The sequence below is a fragment of the Leifsonia sp. Leaf336 genome, from assembly GCF_001423695.1.
Taxonomy (GTDB): Bacteria; Actinomycetota; Actinomycetes; order Actinomycetales; family Microbacteriaceae; genus Leifsonia.
Window position 1 is genome coordinate 757,569 of the sequence record NZ_LMOZ01000003.1, and the last position, 25,449, is coordinate 783,017.

Here is a 25,449-nt window from a genome sequence, read left to right on the forward strand (position 1 = left end):
CCCCAGCCGGCCCTGTCGCGGGCGACGGAAAGGATCCACGTGAAGAACACCATCCAGAACACCTCCGCCCCCAGCACCTCCAGCCGTACCGCCTTCGGCGCGCGGCGTTTCGTGATCGGCGCCGCCTCGGTCGTGGCGGCGGGAGCCCTCATCGGCGTGGGGGCGCAGGGAGCTTTCGCGGCGACCGGCGACACCGGTGCGAGCGGCTCCGGCTCGGCGTCGGCGACCGCCTCGACGCCGTTCGGCGGCGCGAGCGCGGGAGGCGCCGCTTCGTTCAGCGGCGGGACGCACGGCTCCTCCCTGGCCGGTCAGGCCCACGCGCTGTTCAACGGACACGTCAACGGCGAGAAGGCGCAGCAGCTCGCCAAGCGGATCGTCGCGGACGGCGCGGTCTTCTCGCTGCTGCCGGACAGCCTGCAGGGGGACCTGAAGTCCCTCGCCGGCGCCTCCGCCCAGGACCGCACGGCCGACGCGAAGAAGATCGTGTCGACGGCGCTCTCGGGAGGCTACGGCAGCGCCATCCAGAAGCTCGCGACCCAGCTCAAGGGCAGCGAAGCCGCCGACGGCAAGAACGACGACGCGCTGAGCGGCCTCGACGTGAAGGGCCTCGACGTGAAGGGCCTCCTCCAGGGTCTGCGCAGCGGCGACCTCCTGAGCTCCGGCTCTGGCGCCGCCTCGCAGCTCGGCGCCGACGCGGCGGGCATCGCCTCCACCGTGACCGGTGACAGCGAGCTCGCGTCGAAGCTCCCGGACTCGCTGCGCAACGACCTCTCGGAGCTCGCTACGGCGCCTGCGGCCGCTCGCACCGCCGACGTGCAGCGGATCGCGACCACGGCGCTCTCCGGCGGCTACGGCGCGCAGATCCAGCAGGTCGCCGACCAGGTCGAGCAGACGGTCACCGCGGCCCACTGACGCACACACGGCCTCGCGCCCCCAGGTCCTCCCGCTGCGCCTCCGCGCGGGGGAGGACCTGGGGGCGCGTCCGCGTGCTGGCCGGTATCCATCGAGAGAGGGATGCCGCCGAGCCCGGTGCAGGAGCATGATTCCTGCATGTGGCTCCGGAGGATCATCGTCGCGGTCGCCGCCTACGCGCTGTTCGCGGGCGGCCTCGCGACACTGTACGTCGTCGTGCAGCAGGACGGCCGGAGCGCGGCGGAGGACGCCCCGCGCGTGCTGCTGTCCGCGGGAGCGTCGGCCGTGACCGCTTCGCCGTCGCGCCGGTTCGATCTCGAGCAGTACCGCGGCACCTTCTGGGTGCGGTACGACGCCGCCGGCACACCGGTCGCCGGCGACGGTGTCCTCCGCGGGTCGCTGGCCCAGGTGCCGTTCGGGGTGCTGCAGAACGCGCGTGCGGCCGGCGAGGACGCCGTCAGCTGGGAGCCCGAGCCGGGCCTCCGGTTCGCGATCGTGGCCCAGCCGTTCGGGAAGGGCTCGATCGTGGCGGGCCAGTCGCTGCACCGCACCGAGCAGCGCATCCAGCGCACCGGCCTCTACATCGGACTGGCTCTCGCGGCGGGATTGGTCGTCGTCGTGATCGCGGTCGTCGCAGACGCCCTCGTCGTTCAGCGGCGTTTGACTCCGTAGCGGTGCTCCGGCCGGCCGGTCGCGCCGTAGCGGAGCTCCAGCTTGAGCACGTCGCTCTGCTCCAACTGGGTGAGGGCCCGCTGCGCCGTCGTGCGGCTGATCCCGATCGCGGTCGCCACGTCGTTGGCCGACAGGCTGCCGTCGCTGGCGGCGACGGCGTCGTAGACCGATTGCAACGTCGGTGCGAGCCGGCGCAGGGCCTCCGTCTGGGCCGGTGTGCCCGGGCGCAGGAGGTCGAAGATCCGGTCGATGTCGTGCTGCGTCGCCTCGGCGGGGAAGCCGTTCAGATCGTCGTAGGCCCGCCGGAACGCCGTGAGCCGCTCGGCCAGTTGCGCGAAGCCGAACGGCTTCACCAGGTAGTGCAGTGCGCCGAGCTGCACGGCCTGCTTGACGGTCGCGACGTCGTTGGCCGCCGAGATGACGATGACCGCGGGCGCCGACGGCTCCGCGAGCAGTCGCCGCACGACCTGGAGGCCGTCGCCGTCGGGCAGGTAGATGTCCATCAGCACCAGATCCGGATGCAGTTCGCTCGCGAGGCGCAGAGCGTCGGCGGCGCTGTGCGCCTGCGCGGCCACGCGGAAGCCGGGCACGGCCTCCACGAACCCGACGTGCACCGAGGCGACCCGGTAGTCGTCGTCGACCACGAGCACGCTGAGCGACGGGGAGGCCGTGGTGCCGGAGTCGCCGCTCATCGCGCACCTCCGGTCGGCGCCACGCGTGCGCCTGTCGCACTGGTGCCCGCGCCCGCGCGAGGGAGCACCACCGTGAACACCGCGCCCGGTCCTCCCGACACGGTCACGCTGCCGCCCAGCTTGGTCGCGGTGGTGTGCACGAGCGACAGCCCGAGCCCGCTGTGCCGCACCAGCGAGCCGCGCTTGGTGGAGTAGCCGCTCTCGAAGATCCGCGGCAGCTCCGCGTTCGGCACGCCCGGCCCGTTGTCGGCGACGCGCACCGTGACCGACTCCGGCGTCTCGACGACGCTCACGACGGCCCGCCGCGGCGCCGGAGCCCCCGCGAGCGCGTCGAACGCGTTGTCGATCAGGTTGCCGAGCACCGTCGTCAGCGCGTGCACCCGCTCCGGCGCCTCCCCGAGGTCGGTGTCGGGCGCGATCACGAGGTCGATGCCGCGCTCGTTCGCCTCCGCCGCCTTGCCGAGCAGCAGCCCGACGATCATCGGCGAGCCGATGTGCGACCGCAGCGTGGCGTCGAGGTCGGCGGTGGTGCCGCGGATCTCGTTGAGGTACTCGAGGGCCTCCTGCGTCCTCCCGAGCTCCAGCAGCCCGGACACCGCGTGCATCCGGTTGGAGAACTCGTGCTGCTGCGCGCGGATGGACTCGCTGAAGCTGCGCTCGCCGTCGAGCTCCCGGGTGAGACCCGTGAGCTCGGTGCGATCCTGGAGGGTGAACACCGCGCCGTGCTGTCGGCTGCCGATCGTCACGGGCATCCGGTTGATGACCAGGATGTGGTCGTCGGTGAGAGCGATGGCGTCCTTGACCTCCGTCGTGCCGGTCAGGGTGTCGCGGATCGGTCCCGCGACGAGCACGTCCTTCAGCAGGCGGCCCCGTGCGCCCTCCGGGAGGCGCAACAGCCGCTGGGCTTCGTCGTTGACGACGGTGATCCGGCCGGCCGGATCGATCGCGATGACGCCCTCGCGGATGCCGTGGAGGGTGGCCTCCCGCTCCTGCAGCAGCCGCGCGATCTCGTCGAGTTCGAGCCCGAACGTCCGGCGCTTCAGGAGGCTCGCGAGCGCGAACGACGCGAGCGCGCCGATCGCGAGCGCGAGCACGAACCACGCCCCGTACGCGGGCAGCTCGGAGAGCAACTCGCTCGCGACAGAGCTCTCGCGGATGCCGACCGACACCTCCCCGACGATGCGGTCGGAATCCGGCGCGAACAGCGGGACGCGGGCGTTCGCATTGAGGCCGGTCGCGCCCTGGTCGGTGCCCAGGTGCACCTTGCCGTCGGCGGCGACCAGCGGCTCCTCCACCTTCTGGCCGATCAGCGCCGCGTCGGGATGCGAGTGCCGCACGCGGTTCCTGTCGATCACGACGACGTAGGCCGCGCCCGTGCGGTTCGCGGTCTGGGAGGCGAGGTTCTGCACGGTGGTGGCGCAGCCGGTCCCTCCGGTCGTCATGCAGTTCTGGATGTCCGGCATGCCCGCGAACGTCTGCGCGATGGCGGCGGCGCGCGCCTGGTAATCGGCGTCGAGGTTGGCCCGCGCGGTCTGCGCGAGGAGCAGGAAGCCGATCAGCATCGAGGCGGCGAGGATCGCCAGCTGAGCCAGCAGTATCTGGCTCGAGAGTCGTCTGATCCGTCGTCGCATCACCCGAGATTGTTTCACTTGCGGCTGGCGACCGCATGCGCGCAGAACGCCCAAAACCTGCGACAACGCACACAACCGGACGAATCGCCCTCAAGCGAGACAGGCGCCCCTCCGCTCGACGAGCATCGATCTCCACAGGCACCGGGCCTCGAACCAACGGCCGGGCCTGCAACGAAGACAGAGAGGTCTTGGCTCATGGGTGAACACCGACCCCGCAGCGCCCCCGGCGCCGCCTCCGCGGCGGACGAGGCGGCGCGCATCGACATCGTCGGACTGACGAAACGCTTCCTGACGCCGAAAGGCGACACTTTCACCGCGATCCGCGACGTGACGCTCACGGTCGAGCCCGGCCAGTTCTGCGCGATCGTCGGCCCGACAGGCTGCGGCAAGTCGACCACGCTCGCGCAGGTCTCGGGCCTCGAGCGGCCGAGCGCCGGCTCCGTGAGCGTGGGCGGCCGCATCGTCGACGGCATTACGAGCGGGGTGAGCTACATGTTCCAGGCCGACTCGCTCTTCCCGTGGAAGACCGTGCTGGCCAACGTGATGATCGGCCCGATCCTCCTCGGCACGCCCAAGAAGGAGGCCACCGCCCTCGCGCTGGACTGGCTGCGCCGCGTCGGCCTCGCCGGGTTCGAGGACCGCTACCCGCACCAGCTCTCCGGCGGCATGCGCAAGCGCGTCGCCATGGCGGCGGCGCTCATCAACAACCCGCGCATCCTGCTCATGGACGAGCCGTTCGGCGCGCTCGACGTGCAGACCAAAGCGATCATGCAGACCGAGCTGCTCACGCTGTGGGAGGAGCTGCGGCCCTCCGTGCTCTTCATCACCCACGACCTCGACGAGGCCGTCGCGCTCTCGGACCGCGTGGTGATCATGACCAGCAGCCCGGGGACGGTCAAGGACGTCTTCGACATCGACCTCCCGCGGCCGCGCGGAGACGTGCAGGAGATCCGGCACGAGCAGCGGTTCATCGAACTGCAGGGGCGCATCTGGGAGTCCCTCCGCGACGAAGTGACCCGGGCGTACCAGCAGACGGCAGGAGCGGCGGCGTGACCACCATGACCATTGCAGAGAACCTCACCCCCAGCACAGCCGAGCGCGAGGTCGAGCTCAAGGCCTCCGCCCGCCGCACGCACCGTCGACGCACCGCCTGGGTGTGGACGGGCCGCGCTGCCGTCGCCGTCGTCGTGCTCGGCGGCTGGCAGTGGTTCACGACCGCCGGCTGGATCGACAAGTTCTTCTACGGCCAGCCGTCCGGCATCTGGGACAGCCTCGTGCACCTGTTCACGCAGGGCACCGCGTTCGGCACCATCTGGGAGAACCTGTGGATCACCGTCCAGGAAGCGTTCCTCGGCTTCCTGCTCGGCACGGTGCTGGGCGTGGTCTTCGGCATCCTCCTCGGCTCCAACCGCTACCTCGCGTCGGTGTTCGGCCCGTACATCAAGGTCGTCAACTCCATCCCGCGCATCGTGCTCGGCTCGATCTTCATCGTCGCCTTCGGCCTGGGGGTCTTCCCCAAGGTGCTGCTCGCGGCCGTGCTCGTCTTCTTCGTCGTCTTCTTCAACGCCTTCCAGGGCGTGCGGGAGGTCGACCAGAACCTGATCGCGAACGTGCGCGTGCTCGGCGCCTCGCCGTTCCAGGTCGCGCGGCACGTCACCATCCCGTCGGCCATGACGTGGATCATCGCGAGCCTCCACACGGCGTTCGGCTTCGCCATCATCGGCGCGCTCGTCGCCGAGGTGCTCGGCGCTCAGCACGGCGTCGGTCTGATCATCAGCCAGGCGCAGGGCAACTTCGACCCGAACACCGTCTTCGCCTGCATGGTGATCGTCGCCGTGGTCACGCTCGTGGCCGAGTACCTCATCACCCTGCTCGAGAAGTCGCTTCTCAAGTGGCGTCCGCCGAGCCGCTCCGAGGCCCAGGCGATCTAGGGCGCATCCCGCCCGCGAGTCCTGCAATGAAGCAGAGCCGGCCCCGGCCGGCACGACGAAAGGAAACACATCCCATGAAGAAGCGCAGCATCGCAGCCATCGCGGCGGCGGGCGTCGTGGCCCTCGGCCTCGCGGCCTGCAGCGGCGGGGGAGGCGGCACCGCGGCCGCCGGCGGCTCCGGCTCCGGCTCGGTCCCGACCGTCAAGATGATGGTCGGCGGCATCGACAAGCAGATCTACCTCCCTTACCAGCTCGCCCAGCAGCTCGGGTTCTACAAGAAGTACGGCGTCAACGTCGAGCTCTCCACCGAGCAGAACGGCGGCGTGGGCGCCGAGGACGCCATGGCCTCCGGCCAGGTCGACATGGCCGGCGCCTGGTACATCCACACCGTGGACTTCCAGTCCAAGGGCAAGGACGTCATCAACCTGGTGCAGCTCTCGGGAGCGCCGGGCGAGCGCGTCATGTGCAGCCCCAAGGCGAACGTGAAGTCGGCGGCGGACTTCAAGGGCAAGAACATGGGCGTCACCGACCTCGGTTCCGGCACCGACGAGCTCACCCAGTTCCTGGCCGCCAAGCAGGGCGTGGACAAGAAGCAGTACAACACCATCGCGGTGCACGCCGGCTCGACCGCCATCGCGGCGATCCAGCGCGGCTCGGCGGACTGCGTGATGACCACCCAGCCGACCGTCGGCGCCCTCACCTCGCAGAAGCTCGCGGTGTCCGCGGTCGACATGGCGACGACGAAGGGCGCTACTGCGGCCCTCGGCGGAGCGTGGCCGGCCGCCGGCCTCCTCGCCAACGCCAGCTGGGTGAAGTCGCACGAGGACGCCGCGCAGAAGGTCGTCGACGCGCTCGTCGCGACGATGCACTGGATCGCGTCGCACTCGGCCGCCGACATCGCGAACAAGATGCCGCAGGACTTCGTGCAGAACAGCACGATCACCAAGCAGCAGTACATCGACGGGCTGAGCACCGACAAGGGGCAGTTCCTGCCCGACGGAATCATGCCCGCCGGCGGCCCGAAGGTCATCTTCGACATGGAGAAGACCATCGGCGTCGACACCTCCAAGGTGAAGATCTCGGACACCTTCACGAACAAGTACGCGGACGCGGCGAACAAGCTCGAGGGTTACAAGACCACGACGACGCCCGCCGGCGCGGACGGCTGAGCAGCCCGACGCGAATCGCCAGCCCGTCCGGTGCGTCCAGCCATCCAGCGCACCGGGCGGGCTTCTCCGTGCCCGGGCCCAACATTCGTCACGAATGTCGACATTCGTGCCACGAATCGTGACATTCGTGACGAAGGTCGCGGGGTCTCAGCGCCGGAGACTCACCCCACCCGCACCAGCGTCGACTGCCACCCCGTCGACCCGTTCGGGGCGATCGCCGTCCGCTTCTGCTCCTGGAGGCGGCCGGCGCGGTCGGTCGCGCGCACCGCGAGGGTGTGGCTGCCGCTGGTGGCGTTCCAGTCCAGCGACCATTGCACCCAGGTGTCCGCGTTGATCGGCGCGGAGAGCGTCGCCTCCTGCCACCCGCCGCCGTCGATCTGCACCTCCACTTTCTGGATGCCGACCGTCTGCGCCCAGGCGACGCCGGCGATCTTCGTCGGGCCCGCTGAGAGCGGCTTGTCGACGCGGGGGGTGTCGATGCGGCTGGACAGCTTGATCGGGGCCTTCTCGCTGTAGCCGCGGGGAGTCCAGTAGGCCTGGTCGGCGGCGAAGGTCGTGACCTTCAGCTCGGTCAGCCACTTGGTCGCCGAGACATAGCCGTACAGCCCGGGCACCACCATCCGCACCGGGAACCCGTGCTCCAACGGCAGCGGCTCGCCATTCATGCCGACGGCGAGGATGGCGTCGCGGCCCGGGTCGGTCAGCGCGCTCAGCGGGGTGCCCGCCGTGAAGCCGTCGACGCTGCGGGACAGCACCATGTCGGCGCCGCGCCGCGGGCGCGCGCGGGCGAGCACGTCGCGAACGGGGACGCCCAGCCACCGGGCGTTGCCGACGAGGTTGCCGCCGACCTCGTTGGACACGCACGTGAGCGTGATCCCGTACTCGTGGAGGCCCATCCCGAGGAGGTCGTCGAAGCTCAACTCGACCCGCTTCTCGACCAGCCCGTCGACGGTGAGCCGCCAGCCGGACGGGTCGACGGACGGCACCGTCAGCGCGGTGTCCACGCGATAGAAGTCGGCGTTCGGAGTGAAGAGGGGCGACAGGCCGGTGACGCGCAGCTCCGCTCCGGCGGGCACCTGCAGCCGGGTGGCAGGCGCGGGCAGGCGCAACGCAGCGCGGACGCCCGCGATGGAGGAGGTCGCGGCCGACCCGATCCGGGAGGCGACGCCCGCGATCGCGGCGATGGCGGCGCCCGCTCCCGTGAGCCACAGGAACCGCCGGCGGTCGACACCCGTCGAGGCCGGATCGCCGGCATCGGCCTCCCTCCAGCGTCGCAGCGCCTCGACGAGGACGTGGACGCCGGCCGCGCCCGCGACCGCGCCGAGGACGGGAGGCAGGAACGCCAGCGGGCTCGCGTCGGCCCGCGTCACGCTCGCCGCGAGCGCAGCCGCTCCGGCCACCGCGAACGCGACGACGCCCGCCCAGCGCCGCCAGAGCTCGAGGAGGCCGGCGACGGCCGCCGCGACCAGTGCGGCGGCCCCCACCGTGGCCAGCAGGAACAGTTTGTCGTTCGAGCCGAACAGCTGGATGGCGGGCTCCTTCGCCCAGCGGGGGACGATGTCGACCACGAACGACCCGACCGCGATCAGGGGGCTCGCGTCACGGGCCGCGACGAGCGCCACGACTTCGGCGACGGCCACGAAGAGCACGCCGCTCACCGCGCCGGCGAGCGCGGCCCATCCCCAGGTCGCCACACGTCTTCTGCTGATGCTCACGAGTGCTGTTCGGCGCCGAGGGGCCTCCCGGATTGGCCACGGTCGCCGAACACCGGATCCAATCCGATCGGGCCTCCGGGCCGAACCCCTCCTGACAGCCGCCGATGCGGCTTCGCGAACCGCACCGCTCGAAGCACGTCTCGAAGGAGAAGAACATGCGATCCACCACTCGCCTCGCCGCGGCAGGAATCCTGGCCGCCGCCGCACTCGCGCTCACGGCCTGCTCGTCGGGAGCCGGCTCGGCGACGACCGACACCAGCTCGTCCATGAGCTCCTCGACACCGAAGGCCTCCGCCTCGATGGATCCGGCGGCCGACCTGGTCGGTCCCGGATGCGCGGCGTACGCCAAGCAGGTGCCCTCGGGCTCCGGCTCGGTCGCCGGCATGGCGCAGGACCCCGTCGCGACCGCCGCGAGCAACAACCCGCTGCTGACGACCCTCGTGGCCGCGGTCTCCGGCAAGCTGAACGCGAAGGTCAATCTGGTCGACACCCTCAACAGCGGCGACTTCACCGTGTTCGCGCCGGTCGATGACGCCTTCAAGAAGATCGACCCTGCGACCATCGACACCCTCAAGACCGATGCCGGCGCTCCGACGCTGACCAGCATCCTGACCTATCACGTGGTCCCCGGGCAGCTCGCACCGAAGGACATCGTCGGCACCCACAAGACCGTCGAGGGCGGCACGCTCACTGTGACCGGGTCCGGTGACAATCTGAAGGTCAACGACGCGAACGTCATCTGCGGAGGCGTGCACACGGCCAACGCCACGGTGTACCTCATCGACTCCGTCCTGATGCCTCCGGCCAAGTGACCTGAGGCACGCTCCCGCCGAGGAGCACGTCACCGAGGGGCACGTCGTTGTCGCTTTCCACCCGGAAAAGCGACAACAACGTGCCCTTCGGCGTCGTTCACGGCCCGGAGGCCGCGCCGATCAGTGGGACTGGCCGAGGCCTGTCTGCACCGCGGTCGTGCTGGGTGCACCCACCACGAACCGCGCGAGCGTGATGGTGTCCACGTTCGGGCCGTAGGCGGTGGCGTTGCCCAGGGTCAGTGCGCCGCCGTCCGTGGTGAGCGTCAGCGGCACGGTCGTGTCCCAGAAGCTGTTCCACGAGTAGTTGTGGCGGAACGCCGCTCGTTGGCTGCCGCCGCCGGCCTCGGTGATGTCGAGGAAGCGGCTGATCACCTGCGGGTTGTAGTTGATCGCGGCGGACTTGTCAGCGTTCGCCGCCGAGATCACCAGCTGGTAGTCGCCTGCTCCGAATCCGGTCGGGCGCGGGACGCTGAGCGTGTTCGCCGCGCCGTTGCCGATGTAACCGACGTCGTGCACGACGCCGTTCGCATCGGCCGAGCCGTTGGAATTCGCCGGGTCGGTCTGGACGATGGCCGCTCCGGAGCGAGGCAGAGCCTCCGCCTCGCTGTGGAACACCGCCGCCGGGTCAGCGTCGGCCGCCTTCTGGGCAGCGCCTCGCAGGGTCGAGACTCCCCCGACGAGCGCCGTGCCGGACACGGCTCGCACCGCGAGCTCGTTGACGCCCTGCGGCAGGAACACCCGCGCGGTCGAGTCGAATGTGCCGGGTCCGGTGGTCGCCGGGAGCGTGACCGTGCGTCCGTTCACCGCGAGCGCCAGCGTGGCGCCGCCTCCACTCGTCGCCGAGTGCACGGTGACGTCGTAGTATCCGGTCTCCGCAGTGGTCGCGAAGAACGTGGCGCTCGCGTCGCCCGACACGGCCGCGTAGCCGCGTGCGGCGGGCTGCTGCCACGACAAGGAGGCGCCGCCCGCGAGGCGTGCGTCGACTGCCGGGTACGTGGCCTGCTCGCCGTCTGTCACGTCGTACAGGTCGAACCGGTCGAGCGTGATGTCGGCGCCGGGCAGCACGCTCGACCCGTTCGCGCTGGCGCGCAGCGACAGGGCGTGGGTGCCCGCCGTCAAGTGGACAGTGACGTCGGTCGTGCCGCGGTAGGTCCAGCTCAGATCGGCCGAGTACTTCACCAGTCGGTTGTAGGTGCCGTCGACGAACAGGGCGTGCTGGCCGGGGGACTGGTTGGCGCCCGCGAGCACTGAGAGCCGGTAGTCACCGGCGCTGGGAACTGTCACGTTCCAGGTCGCGGACGATCCGGCCTTGTTGAACGAGCCGACGTCCTTGCCTCCGGAAGCCATGAACGACCACTCGCGCGACGGGTCCTGGGTGTAGACCGTCGCGTTCGCGATCGTCGCGTTCTCGGCCTCCGTGCTGTTCACCAGTGCGGCGGAGACCGGCTGCGGGTCCGTCTGCTGCGGGGTGACCTGCAGCTGGTATGCCGCGTAGCGGTCGCTGTTCGGCACCGTGAGCTGGATCTTGCCGTCGCGGATCTTCGCGGTCGTCGAGAGGATCACCGGCGGCTGCAGCGAGGCGCCCTCGGCGCCGTTGAGCCGGTCGGCACGCACCTGCACCTGGACGGTCTTGCCGAAGGTGGCGACGTCGAGCCCCTTCACGTCGAGCGCGACGTCGGCCGACCCTCCTCCGAAGAGCACGGTTGCCTTCCGGTTCGCGGTGTCGATCGCGGCCAGGCCCTGAAGGCTGTCCGGGGTGTTGAGATGCGGCGGGGTGACGGTCGCGGTCCGGGAGCCGGCGAGATCGCCGTACCAGTCGAACATCCACCACCCGCCGTTCGCGCCGTTCGTGCGTGACGAGTTGTCGGATAGGTTGCCCGCGTAGTTCCAGAACGCGGTCTGCGCATCGACCTTCTCGCTCTCGAACATCGAGATCCACTGCACGAGCTGCCCCGGCACGCTCATGTCGCGCAGCATGCCGTACTCGGTGATGTTCACCGGGATGGGCGGGATTCCGAGCCGGCTCAGGAGTGCCTCGTACGCATCGTGGTGACCGCGGAAGGAGGCGAGGTTGTTCGTGCCGAGCTCGTGCCAGATGAAGATGTCAGGCAGCTCGGAGTGCTGCTTCGCGTAGGCGAGGAAGTCCGCGCTGCGGTCGGCGTGCCAGACGGAGTCGCCCGGACCCCCGATCCGCGCGTGGCCGAGGCCGTGCTCGGCGTACACGCTCTGGATGGTGTCGTAGGCCGCCGTCCAGTCGGCGAGGAACTGGTCCTTCTGCGTCGACCAGTTCGGGTACCAGTTGCCGCCGTCGGGCTCGTTGAACGGAATGAACACGTACTTCGACGGATCCTGCGACTTCGTCGCGACCTCCTCCACCGCCTGCTTCAGGATGGGGAGATAGTCCCAGACACCGTCAGCGTTGGCGTCGCCAGGACGCTTGCCCCCGTTGTACGGCCAGTCGGGGTACATGTCCTGCACGTACACGTAGAGGTCCTGGCCGCCTCCGGCGAAGAACGACTTCTCGACTTGCAGGGCGTCGCCGCTGGGGTGCTGCGCCCCCTGCGGCGGCTTCTGTGAGGTGTTGGTGATGCGAGCGCCGTCGAGCACGGCCTGGCTGGGGACGCCGTCGTCGCCGAGGCCGTAGAGGGTGCCGGTGGCGCCGCCGCGGAAGGCTCCCGTCGTCTGTGAGAAGTCCACGCTGAGCGGATCGGCGGGCGCCGCCGAGGCAGGAGCGGCCGCGAAGCAGCCGACCGTGAGGGCGATGCCGGCGGAGGCGGCGATCGCGGGCAGTAGTGCTCGGCGGCGAGAGCGCCGGGCCTGTGGTGCGGTCAAAGCAGTACTCCTTCGTACGGGATGGATGGACGGCTCCGGTCACATCGGCACAACCTGAAACCGCTATCATGATAGCGATTTCGTCTACCCTCGCAAGGGGGAAGCGACTCCAATGTTCACATGGCTGATACCGCTATCAGAATGCAAGTTGCGTTCTGTTCTGATACCGCTATCATGATTCGAGCGCCACCGTCCGAACGAAGCGCCGCATCACCGCATCCGCGAAGAAGAGGAACCCGATGACCGACCGCCTGAGCTGGGGCAACGGCACCCTGACCGTCGAACTCGAATGGTCGGCCGACTCCGCCCCGCGCATCGCAGCGGTCACCGCCGGGGGAGTGCGACTCGAGATGCCAGCCGGCCTCCCGCTGGTGGATGTGCTCACCGTGTGCCACGGCCACTCGCTCGCCAACGACCGCCTCGTGCACACCGTGATCGGCCACGAGTCCCGTTACGTCGCGCACGAGGACCGGACGACTGACGCAGGTCGCGAGCTCAGGATCCGCTTGCACCACGCGGGCACCGGTCTCGCGATCGAGCTGCTCCTGCAGCTCCCCGACGGCCTCGCGGTGCTCCGCTCCTCCGTCACGGTCGCGAACCGCGGCGACAGCGACCTCGTGCTCCGCTCCATCCCCTCGCTCGCACTGTATCTCGGCGGCGACGCCTCCAGCAGCATCCGCGACTGGGATGTGCACCACGCGCTCAGCGACTGGCTGGGTGAGGGTCGCTGGATCACCGAGCCGCTCAACGGCGTCCGGTTCCCGCGCCTCGAGCAGCACCTGACCAACCACAACCCGCGGGGCGAGTTCAGCGTGATCTCGACCGGTACCTGGTCGACCGGCAAGCACCTCCCCGTCGCGGCCGTCGGCTCGGCCCGGCTCGGTGCCGCCTGGGCCTGGCAGGTGGAGCACAACGGCGCGTGGCGCTGGGAGATCGGCGAGGACACCGCCAGCGGCTACGTCGCACTCTCGGGCCCGACGGACACAGACCACCAGTGGACGCAGACCCTCCACCCGGGCGACGCGTTCGAGACCGTCCCGGTCGCCCTCGCACTCGCCCCCGACTTCACGGCGGCGATCGCCCAACTGACCGCCTACCGTCGCAGAGCGCGCCGCCCGCACCCGGACAACGCGGCGATGCCGGTGGTCTTCAACGACTACATGAACACTCTCAACGGCGACCCGACCACCGAGAAGCTCCTGCCGCTCATCGACGCCGCCGCCGCGGTCGGTGCCGAGATCTTCTGCATCGACGCAGGCTGGTACGACGACAGCGGGGACTGGTGGGACACCGTCGGCGAGTGGCTGCCCAGCACCACGCGTTTCCCGGGCGGACTCGTAGAGGTCATCGACCGCATCCGCTCAGCCGGGATGGTGCCCGGCCTGTGGCTGGAGCCCGAGGTCATCGGCGTCAACAGCCCGATGGCCGAACGGCTGCCCGCTGCCGCGTTCCTTCAGCGCGGCGGCAAGCGCGTCGTGGAGCACCACCGCTACCACCTCGACCTGCGCCACCCGGCGGCGCGAGCTCATCTCGACGAGGTCGTCGACCGCCTCGTGCGCGACTACAGTGTCGGCTTCTTCAAGCTCGACTACAACATCAACCCGGGTCCCGGCACGGATCGCGACGCCGACAGCGTCGGCGCGGGCCTCCTCGCGCACAACCGCGCCCACCTCGAGTGGCTGGAGGGCGTGCTCGATCGCCACCCCGACCTCGTGCTCGAGAACTGCGGTTCGGGCGGGATGCGCGCCGACTACGCGATGCTGTCGCGCCTCCAGATGCAGTCGACCTCCGACCAGCAGGACTTCCTCAAGTACCCGCCCATCGCCGCCGCGGCGCCGGCATCCATCCTTCCGGAGCAGGCCGCGAGCTGGGCGTACCCGCAGCCCGAGATGACCGAGGAGGAGGCGGCCTTCTGCCTCGCCACCGGCCTGCTCGGCCGCTATTACGTATCGGGGCACCTGGGTCGGATGGACGAGCCGAGGCTGGCATTGGTCGCCGAGGCGGTCACCGTGGCCAAAAGCCTGCGCGGCGAGCTCGCCGTGTCCGCACCGTTCTGGCCTCTCGGCGTACCGACCTGGGAGGCGCCCTGGACCGCGCTCGGCCTCGCCGTCGACGGCGGCGCCCTCCTCACCGTGTGGAACCGCGACCCCTCCGCGGGTGCGGTCGAACTCGACCTGCGCCGCTTCGCCGGCGCCGACCTCACGGTCACGACGATCTTTCCGCGTTCGCTACCCGAGTGGTCCACCCACTGGGACGCGGAAAACGGACGGCTGCGTGTCGCCGGCCCTGCCGATGAAGCAGGCGCGCGCGTCCTCCGCCTCCAGGCCGCCGGCCCCTCCAGCGGAGGGCAGCTTGCGACCGCAGCACATTCCGCAACTCGAACCCCGTGGCGTTAACCTCGCTACGACATATCAAGGAGAGCAGTTCAATGAAGATCGCTTGGAAGGGAGCCGCGACTGTCGCGGCCATCGCGGCCGCAGCGGCGCTGGTCCTCACCGGATGCAGCGACCCCGGCTCGGGAGGCTCCGACACCGGAGCCGCCTCGTGGCCGGCGCAGGACACGAAGCTCGACGGCGTCACCCTGACCATCTGGGCCGCCCAGAACTCCAACAAGACCGCCGACAGCGTCATCTCGGGATTCGAGAAGGCGACCGGTGCCACGGTGAAGGTCGTCACGATCCCCGACCCCTATGAGCAGGGCATCCAGACCAAGGTCGCGACCGGTGACAAGCCCGACCTTGCGTTCTGGCAGCCGACCGCGTCCGAGCTCACCGCTCTGAACGCCAAGCAGAACCTGCAGTCGCTCGAGGGCGCGCCCTGGGTGAAGAACTACACGGGCAACCTCGGTGACATGACCGGCATCCTCGACGGCACCCGCTACGCGGCCCTCGTCACCACTCCGGCCGTCATCGGCGTCTACTACAACAAGGACGTCCTCTCCGCCAACGGCATCACCTCCACCCCGAAGAATTGGGACGAGTTCATCGCCGACGCGCAGGCTCTCAAAGCCAAGGGCGTCGACCCGTTCTACGAGATGGGCGGCGACAAGTGGGCCACCCAGTGGTGGGTGCAGGCGCAGCTCGCCGACGCCGCCAAGGACGGCCTCTGGGACAAGGTGAACAAGAACGAGGAGAAGTTCACCGACCCGACCATCCAGGGCGCGATCGACAACTACCAGACGCTGATCCAGCAGGGGCTGTTCAACTCCGACATCAAGACGGCGACGTTCGTCGACCAGGGCAAGGCGCTGCTCGACGGCAAGGCCGCCATGGTCATGCAGGTCAACTCGTTCTTTGGGGAGCTGCAGGCGACCTCCAACACCGACGAGCTGAACAAGAAGATCGGCTTCTTCCCGATCTCGCCCAAGGGCAACGTCGGCACCTTCATCCCCGACCAGTCCAACGCCCTCGTCGCCTTCAAGACCGGTGACAGCAAGCGAGAGGCTGCAGCGCGCCAGTTCCTCAGCTACTGGCTCGGCGATGGCTACGCCGACTTCGTGAAGGCGCAGTCCACCGTGTCGCTCATCAAGGGCGTCGACACCCCGAGCGACGTCCCGACGGCGCTCCAGGACGTCGCCAAGTCGCTCGACGGGTCGGTCGGCTCGATGCAGGCGCTGGCCGTGGCGAACCCCGACCTGTATCTCAACCTCGCGGACATGATCCAGGGCACCAAGACGCCGGTCCAGGTGGCGCAAACCACCCAGGACCAGTTCGCCCAGCTCGCGAAGGCGCAGGGGGTGAAGGGCTTCTAGCCCGACACCCCGGCACCCGGGAGCCGGGGCGGTGCTGAACCGCCGCCCCGGCTCCACGGCAGGCAGCCTCCCCCGCCCGCCGCCGGAATGCAAACCACGAAAGGCAACGCACCCCGATGACCGCTCAGCTCACCCGCCAGGCCCCGGCCGCGGCGCCGCCGCGAACCGCGGCAGCGCCGCGGCGCAGCCGCAGGAGGCGGCAGGACCACCCCGCGTGGTTCCTGGTGCCCGCCCTGATCGTGCTCGTCGTGTTCTTCTTCGTCCCGACGATCTTCAACTTCGTCTACGCCTTCACGAACTGGTCGAGCTTCCACAGCAGCATCTCGTTCGTCGGCGTGGACAACTTCGCTGCGCTGTTCGGCAACGGCAGCCTTCTGAACGACCTGCGGATCACGCTGATCTACGCCGTCCTGGTCGCGATCTTCCAGAACCTGTTCGGGCTCATCCTCGCGTTGGTGCTGGAGCGCGACACCCGCATCAACCGTTTCGCCCGCGTTGCGTTCTTCGTGCCGGTCGTGATGTCCGCGCTCGCCGTGGGCTACATCTTCCAGGCGCTGCTGAAGCCCGAGGGCGGCCTCAACCAGATCCTGTCGTCTGTCACCGGGCAGCACGTGACCATCGCGTGGCTCGGCAGCACGACCTGGACCATCGTCGTCGTCGCCCTCATCCACGCCTGGAAATGGATGGGACTCTCGATGCTCATCTACCTCGCCGGCCTCAAGACGATCAATGAGGACATCCTGGAGGCCGCGCGGCTCGACGGCGCAGGCTGGTGGACGACGTTCCGCACGATCCGCTTCCCGCTGCTCGCCCCGGCGGTCACCTTCAACGTGGCCACGGCCCTGCTCGGCTCGATGAACGGCTTCGACATCGTTCAGGCCACCACCGCGGGAGGCCCTGGCGGCACGACCGAGCTGCTCAACATCTTCATCTTCCGCACCTTCGGGCAGGGGCTGTTCGCGCAGGCGACCACGATGAGCCTCAGCCTGTTCCTGATGGTGACGATCCTCGCCTTCCCCGTCATCTACTTCCTGCGCAGAAGGGAGAACGTGCTGTGAGCGTCCTCAGCTCGTCGCGTCGCATCCGCCGCCGTCTCACGCCGGTGCGCGTCATCCAGCCGATCGTCGCCATCCTGCTAGTCGTGCTGCTGCTCGGCGTGCCGTTCTGGCTCGTCGTCGTCACCGCGGGCAAGGACCAGGCCGAGGCGCTCAACCCGAGCCTGGCCCTGCCGACCACCTGGCACCTGCTCGAGAACTTCGCGACCGTGCTCGACCAGGGCCGCATGGTGGTCGCATTCTTCGGCAGTCTCCTGATCATGGTGCCCTCGGTGTTCGGCGTACTGCTTCTCGGCGCGATGGCCTCCTGGATCCTCGGCCGGCGCCGCAGCAAGCCGATCGCGTTCGTCTATGCGCTCGGGATCAGCGGCATCGTCCTCCCGCCCGCCGTGGTCACGATCGTGCTGCTGCTGCGCCAGATCGGTCTCGCCGGCACCCCGCTCGGCATGATCGGTGTCTACATGGGCATGTACCTGTCCACGGTGATCTTCTTCGTCACCGGTTTCGTGCGCACCATCCCGGTCGAGCTCGAGGAGGCCGCCCGCGTCGACGGCGCCGGACCGGTGAAGATCTTCTTCCGGGTGATCCTGCCGTTGCTCGGCCCGACGCTCGCGACGGCGACCATCCTGATCTGCCTCTACATCTGGAACGACGTCTTCTACGCGCTGTTCGTGGTGGGAGGCCGGCTCGACACCCTTCCGCTCAATTTGTACCAGGTGGCGAGCTCCGGGCTGTACCTGCAGAACTGGCACCTGATCTTCGCCTACATCATCCTGATGAGCCTCCCGCTGCTGGTCACGTTCACGGTGATGCAGCGCAAGATCATCTCGGGCATCACCAGCGGCGCCGTCAAGTGACCGCGCCGGGGGCTGGGGGAGGGGCCTCGCTATGCTGAGGACGATGAACGCCCCGAAACCGCCCGTGATCAGCGATGTCGCGCGCCGGGCCGGGGTGTCGGTGCCGACCGTGTCGCGCGTCCTCAACGGTGCCGCGTACGTGTCGGAGGAGAAGCGCGCGAAGGTGATGCAGGCCATCGAGGAGCTCGACTTCCGGCCCTCTGCGGCGGCCCGCGCGCTCGTCGCCCGTCAGCCGAAGCTCATCGCCGTGATCGCCGGCAACACCTCCCGCTACGGCTACGCGGAGACGATCCGCGGGGTCGAGGAGAGCGCGCGCGCCGCCGGCTACACGGTGTCGATCACCGTCGTCGAGTCGGCAGACGACGACACGGTCGCGCGCGCGGTCTCGCTCGTGCTCGACCAGCCGATCGCCGGTGTCGTGGTGCTGAAGTTCGACCCTCCAGGTGTGGCCGCGCTGCACAGCATCCCCAAGTCCATCCCCACGGTGTCGATCTCGGGAGTGCGCGAGACCGGGGTGCCACAGGCGGTGCTCGCCGAAGCGGACGCCGCCGAAGAGGTCGTCGGCTACCTGCTCGGGCTCGGGCACGAGACGGTGCAGCACGTGCGGGTGCCGCCCTCGCGCAAGGAAGATGGCCGCACGACCGGCTGGCGCCGCGCGCTCGTCGCCGCGGGTGCGCCCGTCCCCGCTCCGGTGGACGCCTCGTGGGAGCCGGAGTCGGGCCGCGAGATCGGGCTCGCGCTCGCCGCGGACCCGTCGGTGACCGCCGTGTTCTGCGGCAACGACGAGATCGCGATGGGCGTCATCCGGGGGCTGACCGAAGGCGGAAAGTCGGTGCCGGCCGACGTGAGCGTCGTCGGGTTCGACGACCACCCGCTCGCCCGGATGTGGACGCCGCCGCTCACGACGGTCGACCAGGACTTCGCGGGCCTCGGCTCGCGCGCGTACGAGCTGCTCGAGACCGTCATCAGCGGTGGCAAGGTGCGCAAGTTCTCCTCGGAGCGCCCGACCGTCGTCATCCGCGAGAGCACCGCACCCCCGCCCGCGCGCTGAGCGCTGCGCTTCCGGAACTCCCGCACTTTGCGGGCCACGGCCGTGGGAGGCACTGGCACGGCCTCCCTCGCGCAGCGGTCCGCGTCTAGCGTGGACCCATGACCATCGAACTCACTCTCAACAACGGCGTCACGATGCCCGCGCTCGGGCTCGGCGTCTTCCAGAGCCCGCCGGAGGAGACCACCGCCGCCGTGGAGGCCGCGCTCGCGACGGGCTACCGGCACATCGACACCGCGGCGGCCTACGGCAACGAGCGGGAGGTCGGCGAGGGCATCCGCCGCTCCGGCCTCCACCGGTCGGAGGTGTTCGTCGAGACCAAGGTGTGGGTGTCGGACTACGGGTACGACGAGACCCTGCACGCGTGGGAGAAGGCCACCGGAAAGCTCGGGATCGAGCAGTTGGACCTCCTCATCCTCCACCAGCCCGCTCCCGACCGTTTCGAGAAGACGATAGCGGCGTACAAGGCTCTGGAGTCCCTCCTCGCCGACGGCAAGGTGCGCGCGATCGGCGTCAGCAACTTCATGCCGCAGCACCTCGAGCGCCTGCTCGCCGAGACGAGCGTCGTGCCGGCGGTGAACCAGGTGGAGCTCCACCCGTACTTCGCGCAGCCGGAGGTGCAGGCCGCCGACGCGGCAGCGGGCATCGTCACTCAGGCGTGGTCGCCGATCGGCGGGATCACCTTCTACCCCGGCTGGGGCGAGCAGCGCCGCAACGTCATGGAGGACCCGGTGCTCGCCGAGCTCGCCGCCGCGCACGGCAAGTCGCCGGCCCAGATCATGCTGCGCTGGCACCTCCAGCAGGGCCGGTCGGCCATCCCGAAGTCGGTGAATCCCGGTCGCATCGCCGAGAACTTCGACGTCTTCGACTTCGAGCTCAGCGACGCCGACCTGGCCCGCATCGATGCCCTCGACACCGGCGTGCGCAACGGCCCCGACCCCGACGTGCCCCGGCCCGAGCGCTTCGCGATGGTGATCCCGGAGGCGTGAGGCCACACGATCTTGACGCTCCCCACCGCGCGCGCCCGCGTCTACACTCGGGTCTCGTGTTCAGGAAGCACCGCGGATCCGGCGACGACCAGGCGGCGATCGACCGCTATGAGTACGTGCTCGCGACAGGCCAGCCCGATCAGCTCTACCGCGTGCACGCGGAGGCGTTCGCCGCGTTGACCGACGAGCAGCGCTCCGATCTGCGCGGCCGGCTCTCCGCCGAGATCGCCGACGAGGCCGACCGGCCCGTCGACGACCGGCCGGAGACGCTCGCCCGTGTGGCGACCGACCTGGACGCCTCCCGGCCCGGCGAGCTCACCCGGATCCTCGGGCCGCTGCTGCCGGTCATCGCCGCGCACATCATGGCCTCCCCGGTGGCGATCGCGCTGTTCCCCTACGGCTATGCGGCGGGCACCAGTCAGTGGTCCACCGACGCCGAGGAGGACGGCGAGTTCTTCTGAGCTCCGCGGCCCCGGCGACCGAATTGAGTGGTTCTCCGCACCTCGCGGTCGCACGCGCCTCAGGTTGAGGGGTGTCCCGTATAGCCGGTCGGTCGCCGCCAGGAGGAATGTGTCTCGCGGCGGCGCACCCCCGTGCGCCGGAGGACCCAGAAGGAGATCAGACATGTCCATCGCCGCACCGCACTCCGGCACCGACCAGAGCGACGACCCGACCGCCATCCGACCGTTCCGCGTGGACGTGCCCCAGGCCGATCTCGACGATCTGAAGCGACGGCTCCGCGAAACGCGCCTGCCCGAGCGGGAGACCGTCGACGACACGTCGCAGGGCGTGCGCCTGCAGGTCGTGAACGACCTGCTCGAGTACTGGCGCGACCATCACGACTGGCGCGGGGTGGAGGCCCGGCTCAACAGCCTCCCTCAGTTCGTCACCGAGATCGACGGTCTCGACATCCACTTCATCCACGTGAAGTCGCGGCACGAAGGCGCCCTGCCGATGATCGTCACGCACGGCTGGCCCGGCTCCGTCATCGAGCAGTTGAAGATCGTCGGCCCGCTGACCGACCCGACCATGTACGGCGCGAGCGCCGAAGACGCGTTCGACCTGGTCATCCCGTCGCTGCCCGGCCACGGGTTCTCGGCCAAGCCGGATAAGCCGGGCTGGGACCCGATCCGGATCGCGCGCGCCTGGGCCGAGCTGATGCGGCGCCTCGGCTACGACCGCTACGTCGCGCAGGGCGGCGACTGGGGCAACGCCGTCACCGAGCAGCTCGCGCTGCTGAAGCCCGACGGCCTGATCGGCATCCACACCAACATGCCGGCGACCGTGCCCGACGAGATCCAGGCCGCGCTCGACGCCCACGAGGACCCGCCAGCCGACCTCGACGCCGAGGAGCGGTACGCCTGGGACCAGCTGGCATTCTTCTACGCGCACGGCCTGGCCTACGCGCAGGAGATGGGAGGGCGCCCGCAGACGCTCTACGCCCTCGCCGACTCGCCGGTCGGGCTCGCCGCGTGGATGCTCGACCACGACGCCCGCAGCTACGACCTGATCGCCCGCGTCTTCGCCGGCGGCACCGAGGGGCTGACCCGCGACGACGTGCTCGACAACGCGACGCTGTACTGGCTGACCAACACGGCGGTGTCGTCCGCGCGCCTCTACTGGGAGAGCAAGCTGGCGTTCTTCGCGCCGAAGGGCGTGCCGGTGCCGACCGGGGTGAGCGTCTTCCCGGACGAGATCTACGCCGCCCCGCGCAGCTGGGCCACGCGGGCGTACCCGCAGCTCATCCACTTCAACCGCTTAGAGAAGGGTGGCCACTTCGCGGCCTGGGAGCAGCCCGAGCTGTTCTCGGAGGAGGTCCGGGCGGCGTTCCGGTCGCTGCGATGAGCGACGCGACGGGAGGCCTCGCGCACGTGACGGCGGGCGAGCTCGACGTCGAGTACGCGGACGTCGGGCCTCGCGACGGGCCGGCCGTGCTGCTGCTGCACGGCTGGCCGTACGACCTCCACAGCTTCGACGAGGCCGCCGGGATGCTCGCGGCCGACGGCTACCGCGTGCTCGTGCCGAACCTCCGCGGATACGGCGGCACCCGGTTCCGCTCGGACGACGCCGTGCGGAACGGGGAGCAGGCGGTCTTCGCGACGGACGCGGTGGCGTTCCTCGACGCCCTCGGCATCGGCGATGTCGTCGTCGGCGGATTCGACTGGGGAGCCCGCACGGCGAACGTCCTCGCCGCCCTCTGGCCCGAGCGCTGCCGCGGACAGGTCGCCGTCAGCGGGTACCTGATCGGCAGCCAGGAGGCGAACGCCCAGCCGCTGCCTCCCGCCGCCGAGCTCTCGTGGTGGTACCAGTTCTACTTCGCCACCGAGCGCGGGAGGCTGGGCTACGACCGCAACCGCGACGAGTTCGCGCGGCTGATCTGGCACACCGCCTCCCCGCAGTGGCAGTTCGACGAGGCGACGTTCCCGCGCACCGCCGCATCGTTCGCCAACCCCGACCACGTCGACATCGTCATCCACAACTACCGGTGGCGACTCGGCCTGGCCGACGGGGAGGCCGCGCACGCCGACCTCGAGCAGCGGCTCGCCGCCCGCCCGACCATCGCGGTGCCGACGATCACGCTGGAGGGCGACGCCAACGGCGCACCGCATCCCCCGGCCGAGGCCTACCGCGACCGGTTCACCGGGCCGTACGAGCACCGCGAGGTCGCCGGAGGGATCGGGCACGACCTCCCGCAGGAGGCGCCGCGCGCGTTCGCCGATGCGATCGTCGACGTGGACGCGATGGCCCGCCGGGCCGGCGAGAGCGCGGGGAGGGCGGTGCACAATGGCCGATGAGGAGGCGACCCGTCGCCCGTTGCGGTCGATCCTGCACCACCGGTCGGAGGACCGGCTGCCCGACGAGGGCGCCCTCGCCCCGTTCACGCGCGCCAGCGCCTGGCTCAACTCGCCGCCGCTGACGCCGGACGGCCTGCGCGGCCGGGTCGTGCTGGTCGACTTCTGGACGTTCACCTGCGTCAACTGGCTCCGCACCGCGCCGTACCTGCGGGCATGGCACGCGAAGTACGCGAGCGCGGGGTTGACGATCGTCGGCGTCCACACGCCGGAGTTCGGGTTCGAGCACGACCTCCCGACGGTGACCGACCGTGTGCACGCGCTCGGAATCGAGTATCCCGTCGCCGTCGACAGCGAGTACGGCGTCTGGAGCGACTTCGCCAACCAGTACTGGCCCGCCGTCTACATCGCCGACGCGAGCGGGAGGCTGCGCTACCACCACTACGGAGAGGGCGAGTACGCGATGACCGAGATGGTCGTGCAGCAGCTCCTCCACGATGCGGGTGCGACCGGAGTGGACGGCGAGCTCGTGTCGCCTCAGCCGGAGGGGCTGGAGGTCGCTGCGGACTGGGCGACGCTGCGCTCGCCGGAGACGTACCTGGGGTACGCGCAGAGCAGCGGGTTCGTCTCGGAGATCGACGGGCTGTACGACCAGTCGCACGACTATCCCGGCGGCGGAGGGCTGAGCCTCAACGAGTGGGACCTCGTCGGCCGCTGGACCCAGACGCGCGACTTCGCCCAGCTGGACGAGCCGGGAGGGCGCATCGCGTTCGCATTCCGCGCGCGCGACGTCAACCTCGTCATGGGACCGGCGTCGGGCGGAGCCGCGGTGCCCTTCCGGGTCTTGCTCGACGGGAGGCCGCCCGGCGACGATCACGGAACCGACGTCGACGCGGACGGCCGCGGCCTCCTCGACGAGCAGAACACCTACCAGCTGATCCGTCAGCACGACCGCGTCGCGACGCGGCTGTTCGAGATCGAATTCGAGTCGCCGGGAGCGGAGGCCTACTGCTTCACGTTCGGGTGACCGGTGTGCCGATCACACCACCCCGTGCCGCAGGGCGAACGCCGTCGCCTCGCTGCGTCGCGCCACGCCGATCTTGCGGTAGAGCGAGGTGATGTGGCGCTCGACCGTGCGGTCGCTCAGCCAGAGGACGCCCGCGATCTCCTTGTTGCTCAGACCTTGCGCGAGGAGGCCCAGCACTTCGACCTCCCGCCGGGTGAGGGCGGAGGGCGGCGACGGGAGGCCGTCGGTGGTCGCGGTGGTCGGGAGCGCCTCCTCCTGCGTGTCGCGAGAGGCGACCTCGGTCGGCGCGCCCTCCCTCCCCGCGTCGTGGAGGCGCCGGGCGACACCGGCGAGCTCGGGCGCCACCTCGTCGACCAGCGAGCGGAGCAGCCGCTGCTGGCGGTGGAGGGCGTGCTCGGCCGCCCGGCGGGCGTCGGTCTCGCGAGCGAGCCTCCGGGCGGTGTGGATGGCGATGGCGGCCTGGCCGACCGCGACGCGCAGCAGCTGCGTCTCGGTCGTGGTGGGGAAATCGGGCCGTGGGGCGGACACCACGACGGTTCCCGACCCCCAGGGCAGCGCGAGCGGGAGGGCGGCCGCGCGCGCCGAGCCCGGCCCGCCGATCGGGCGGCCTTCGAGAGCGCCGGCGTCCCTCCGCTGCGCCGCGCGGCCGAGCAGTCCGTCGGGAGGCCGCGGGCCGGACGGCCGCCAGACCTCCAGCGCGTCGCCGTCGTCGCCGTCGTCGAACCGCGCGTAGGCGCCGTCGAGCTGGAGCACGCCGAACAGCACGCTGATCAGGCCGGTCGCGATCTCGCGCGGCTCGTGGTCGACCCAGAGCGCGGGGAGGGCGAGGAGTGCGCTGAGGTCGCGCAGCCAGCGACGCGTGTCGGCCGCGGGCAGGTCGTCGCCCGGCACGCCGTCGCCCGGCGGCGGGTCCCCGGTCATCCTGCACCGATGCCGCTCTCCGCGCGTTCCGCCAGGAATTGCGAGGGATCCACGAAGAACGGGTTCTCCTGCAGCATCCCGCCGAGGTAGACCAGCGGGTGGGTGCGCAGGATGTCGAGGATGAAGGTCCCGTCGAACCGGGACGTGTCGTACGAGCAGATCACCACGTGCTCGTGCCGCGCGTGGATGAAGTTGGCGCGCGCCTCGAACTCGATGAGGTGGTCCGCCGCGTCGTCGCGGCCGACCGCCCACCCCATGTCGGCGACCATCCGGATGCGCGGCGACGGCTGTGCGACGAGCATCCGGTCGAGCAGGTCGAGCATCCGCGCCTGGTCGAACCGGCCGCTGCGCAGGTAGGTGTCGGTCCAGGTCCGCACGTCGCAGCGGTGCTCCTCGAGCAGCGCCGCCGCGTCGAAGCCGAGGTGACGGAGCCGGTTGACCGGCGCGGCGGCCAGCGCCGGGTCGACCAGGTACAGGAGGCGGTCGCCCTGTTCCACCCCCTGGCGGACGAACGCGTCGAGCACGCATTCGTCGACGTCCTGCCCGTTCACGAAGGCGCAGACATGGCGGTAGTGGTCGAGCGCACCCCCGGCGAACGTCGCGGGCGCGACCGAAGCCCGATCGTCATCCACCATGAGTCTCT

At 70.2% G+C, this 25,449-nt stretch carries 22 protein-coding genes; 16 read left to right on the plus strand and 6 right to left on the minus strand.

The window, feature by feature from the left end; all coding sequences use genetic code 11:
* The first annotated feature begins 39 nt into the window (after positions 1-39).
* Both ASF88_RS19050 and ASF88_RS19055 read left to right on the plus strand, forming a co-directional pair.
* A complete protein-coding gene (locus ASF88_RS19050) occupies positions 40-912 on the plus strand; it encodes a hypothetical protein (protein ID WP_055922558.1) in 873 nt (290 codons plus the stop codon).
* A gap of 138 nt (positions 913-1,050) precedes the next feature.
* Entirely contained in the window at positions 1,051-1,584 is a 534-nt protein-coding gene (locus tag ASF88_RS19055; protein WP_157498434.1) for a hypothetical protein, read from the plus strand.
* Here the strand turns inward: ASF88_RS19055 and ASF88_RS19060 are convergent.
* Together ASF88_RS19060 and ASF88_RS19065 are read right to left on the minus strand one after the other, a co-directional pair.
* A complete protein-coding gene (locus ASF88_RS19060) occupies positions 1,563-2,276 on the minus strand; it encodes a response regulator (RefSeq protein ID WP_055922564.1) in 714 nt (237 codons plus the stop codon). The two genes, ASF88_RS19055 and ASF88_RS19060, sit on opposite strands and share 22 nt — an antisense overlap.
* Positions 2,273-3,907, minus strand: a complete 1,635-nt coding sequence (locus tag ASF88_RS19065; RefSeq protein ID WP_055922567.1) for a sensor histidine kinase — start codon at positions 3,905-3,907, stop codon at positions 2,273-2,275. Before ASF88_RS19065 ends, ASF88_RS19060 begins: the two co-directional genes overlap by 4 nt.
* A 195-nt stretch (positions 3,908-4,102) precedes the next feature.
* Here ASF88_RS19065 and ASF88_RS19070 point away from each other — a divergent pair, with 195 nt between their 5' ends.
* From ASF88_RS19070 to ASF88_RS19080, 3 genes are all read left to right on the plus strand, one after another.
* On the plus strand, positions 4,103-4,960 hold the full coding sequence (locus ASF88_RS19070; RefSeq protein WP_055922570.1) for an ABC transporter ATP-binding protein: 858 nt from the start codon (positions 4,103-4,105) through the stop codon (positions 4,958-4,960).
* Positions 4,961-4,965: 5 nt separating this feature from the next.
* Positions 4,966-5,838: an ABC transporter permease gene (locus ASF88_RS19075; RefSeq protein ID WP_082519110.1), complete on the plus strand. Its 873-nt coding sequence runs from the start codon at positions 4,966-4,968 to the stop codon at positions 5,836-5,838.
* Positions 5,839-5,912: 74 nt separating this feature from the next.
* Positions 5,913-7,007 carry an ABC transporter substrate-binding protein gene (locus tag ASF88_RS19080; protein WP_055922577.1) on the plus strand — a complete coding sequence of 365 codons (1,095 nt, stop codon included), beginning with the start codon at positions 5,913-5,915 and terminating at the stop codon, positions 7,005-7,007.
* A 161-nt stretch (positions 7,008-7,168) separates the two neighbouring features.
* Here the strand turns inward: ASF88_RS19080 and ASF88_RS19085 are convergent, their stop codons facing one another.
* Complete coding sequence (locus ASF88_RS19085) at positions 7,169-8,701, minus strand: molybdopterin-dependent oxidoreductase (RefSeq protein WP_235493562.1); 1,533 nt, start codon at positions 8,699-8,701, stop codon at positions 7,169-7,171.
* A gap of 176 nt (positions 8,702-8,877) precedes the next feature.
* Here ASF88_RS19085 and ASF88_RS19090 point away from each other — a divergent pair, with 176 nt between their 5' ends.
* Positions 8,878-9,534, plus strand: coding sequence for a fasciclin domain-containing protein (locus tag ASF88_RS19090; protein WP_055923108.1), 657 nt, complete (start codon positions 8,878-8,880; stop codon positions 9,532-9,534).
* Between the two features lie 120 nt (positions 9,535-9,654).
* Here the strand turns inward: ASF88_RS19090 and ASF88_RS19095 are convergent, their stop codons facing one another.
* On the minus strand, positions 9,655-12,366 hold the full coding sequence (locus ASF88_RS19095; RefSeq protein WP_055922582.1) for a CBM35 domain-containing protein: 2,712 nt from the start codon (positions 12,364-12,366) through the stop codon (positions 9,655-9,657).
* A 239-nt stretch (positions 12,367-12,605) separates the two neighbouring features.
* Between ASF88_RS19095 and ASF88_RS19100 the strand changes: the two genes are divergently transcribed.
* The 10 genes from ASF88_RS19100 (at position 12,606) to ASF88_RS19145 (ending at position 23,885) form a co-directional block, all read left to right on the plus strand.
* Positions 12,606-14,762 (plus strand): glycoside hydrolase family 36 protein, encoded by a 2,157-nt coding sequence (locus ASF88_RS19100; RefSeq protein ID WP_055922585.1) that lies wholly within the window; start codon positions 12,606-12,608, stop codon positions 14,760-14,762.
* A gap of 32 nt (positions 14,763-14,794) precedes the next feature.
* Positions 14,795-16,117 carry an ABC transporter substrate-binding protein gene (locus ASF88_RS19105; RefSeq protein WP_055922590.1) on the plus strand — a complete coding sequence of 441 codons (1,323 nt, stop codon included), beginning with the start codon at positions 14,795-14,797 and terminating at the stop codon, positions 16,115-16,117.
* A gap of 116 nt (positions 16,118-16,233) precedes the next feature.
* Positions 16,234-17,175, plus strand: a complete 942-nt coding sequence (locus ASF88_RS19110; RefSeq protein ID WP_235493563.1) for a carbohydrate ABC transporter permease — start codon at positions 16,234-16,236, stop codon at positions 17,173-17,175.
* Entirely contained in the window at positions 17,172-18,029 is an 858-nt protein-coding gene (locus ASF88_RS19115; RefSeq protein ID WP_055922594.1) for a carbohydrate ABC transporter permease, read from the plus strand. Before ASF88_RS19110 ends, ASF88_RS19115 begins: the two co-directional genes overlap by 4 nt.
* Positions 18,030-18,072: 43 nt before the next feature.
* Entirely contained in the window at positions 18,073-19,080 is a 1,008-nt protein-coding gene (locus ASF88_RS19120; protein ID WP_055923112.1) for a LacI family DNA-binding transcriptional regulator, read from the plus strand.
* Positions 19,081-19,178: 98 nt separating this feature from the next.
* Positions 19,179-20,066 (plus strand): aldo/keto reductase, encoded by an 888-nt coding sequence (locus ASF88_RS19125; RefSeq protein WP_055922597.1) that lies wholly within the window; start codon positions 19,179-19,181, stop codon positions 20,064-20,066.
* 56 nt (positions 20,067-20,122) lie between these two features.
* The gene (locus ASF88_RS19130; RefSeq protein ID WP_055922600.1) at positions 20,123-20,527 is read left to right on the plus strand and encodes a hypothetical protein; all 405 of its coding nucleotides are present in this window, start codon (positions 20,123-20,125) and stop codon (positions 20,525-20,527) included.
* Positions 20,528-20,690: 163 nt separating this feature from the next.
* Positions 20,691-21,911 (plus strand): epoxide hydrolase family protein, encoded by a 1,221-nt coding sequence (locus tag ASF88_RS19135; RefSeq protein ID WP_055922603.1) that lies wholly within the window; start codon positions 20,691-20,693, stop codon positions 21,909-21,911.
* Positions 21,908-22,861, plus strand: coding sequence for an alpha/beta fold hydrolase (locus ASF88_RS19140; protein ID WP_055922606.1), 954 nt, complete (start codon positions 21,908-21,910; stop codon positions 22,859-22,861). Before ASF88_RS19135 ends, ASF88_RS19140 begins: the two co-directional genes overlap by 4 nt.
* Positions 22,851-23,885, plus strand: coding sequence for a redoxin domain-containing protein (locus ASF88_RS19145; RefSeq protein ID WP_055922609.1), 1,035 nt, complete (start codon positions 22,851-22,853; stop codon positions 23,883-23,885). The genes ASF88_RS19140 and ASF88_RS19145 overlap by 11 nt, the downstream gene beginning before the upstream one ends.
* Positions 23,886-23,897: 12 nt before the next feature.
* On the opposite strand, the gene ASF88_RS19150 is transcribed toward ASF88_RS19145, so the two are convergent.
* Both ASF88_RS19150 and ASF88_RS19155 read right to left on the minus strand, forming a co-directional pair.
* On the minus strand, positions 23,898-24,806 hold the full coding sequence (locus ASF88_RS19150) for a helix-turn-helix transcriptional regulator (protein WP_055922612.1): 909 nt from the start codon (positions 24,804-24,806) through the stop codon (positions 23,898-23,900).
* Positions 24,803-25,441, minus strand: coding sequence for an MEDS domain-containing protein (locus ASF88_RS19155; RefSeq protein ID WP_055922615.1), 639 nt, complete (start codon positions 25,439-25,441; stop codon positions 24,803-24,805). Before ASF88_RS19155 ends, ASF88_RS19150 begins: the two co-directional genes overlap by 4 nt.
* Between the last annotated feature and the right edge of the window lie 8 nt (positions 25,442-25,449).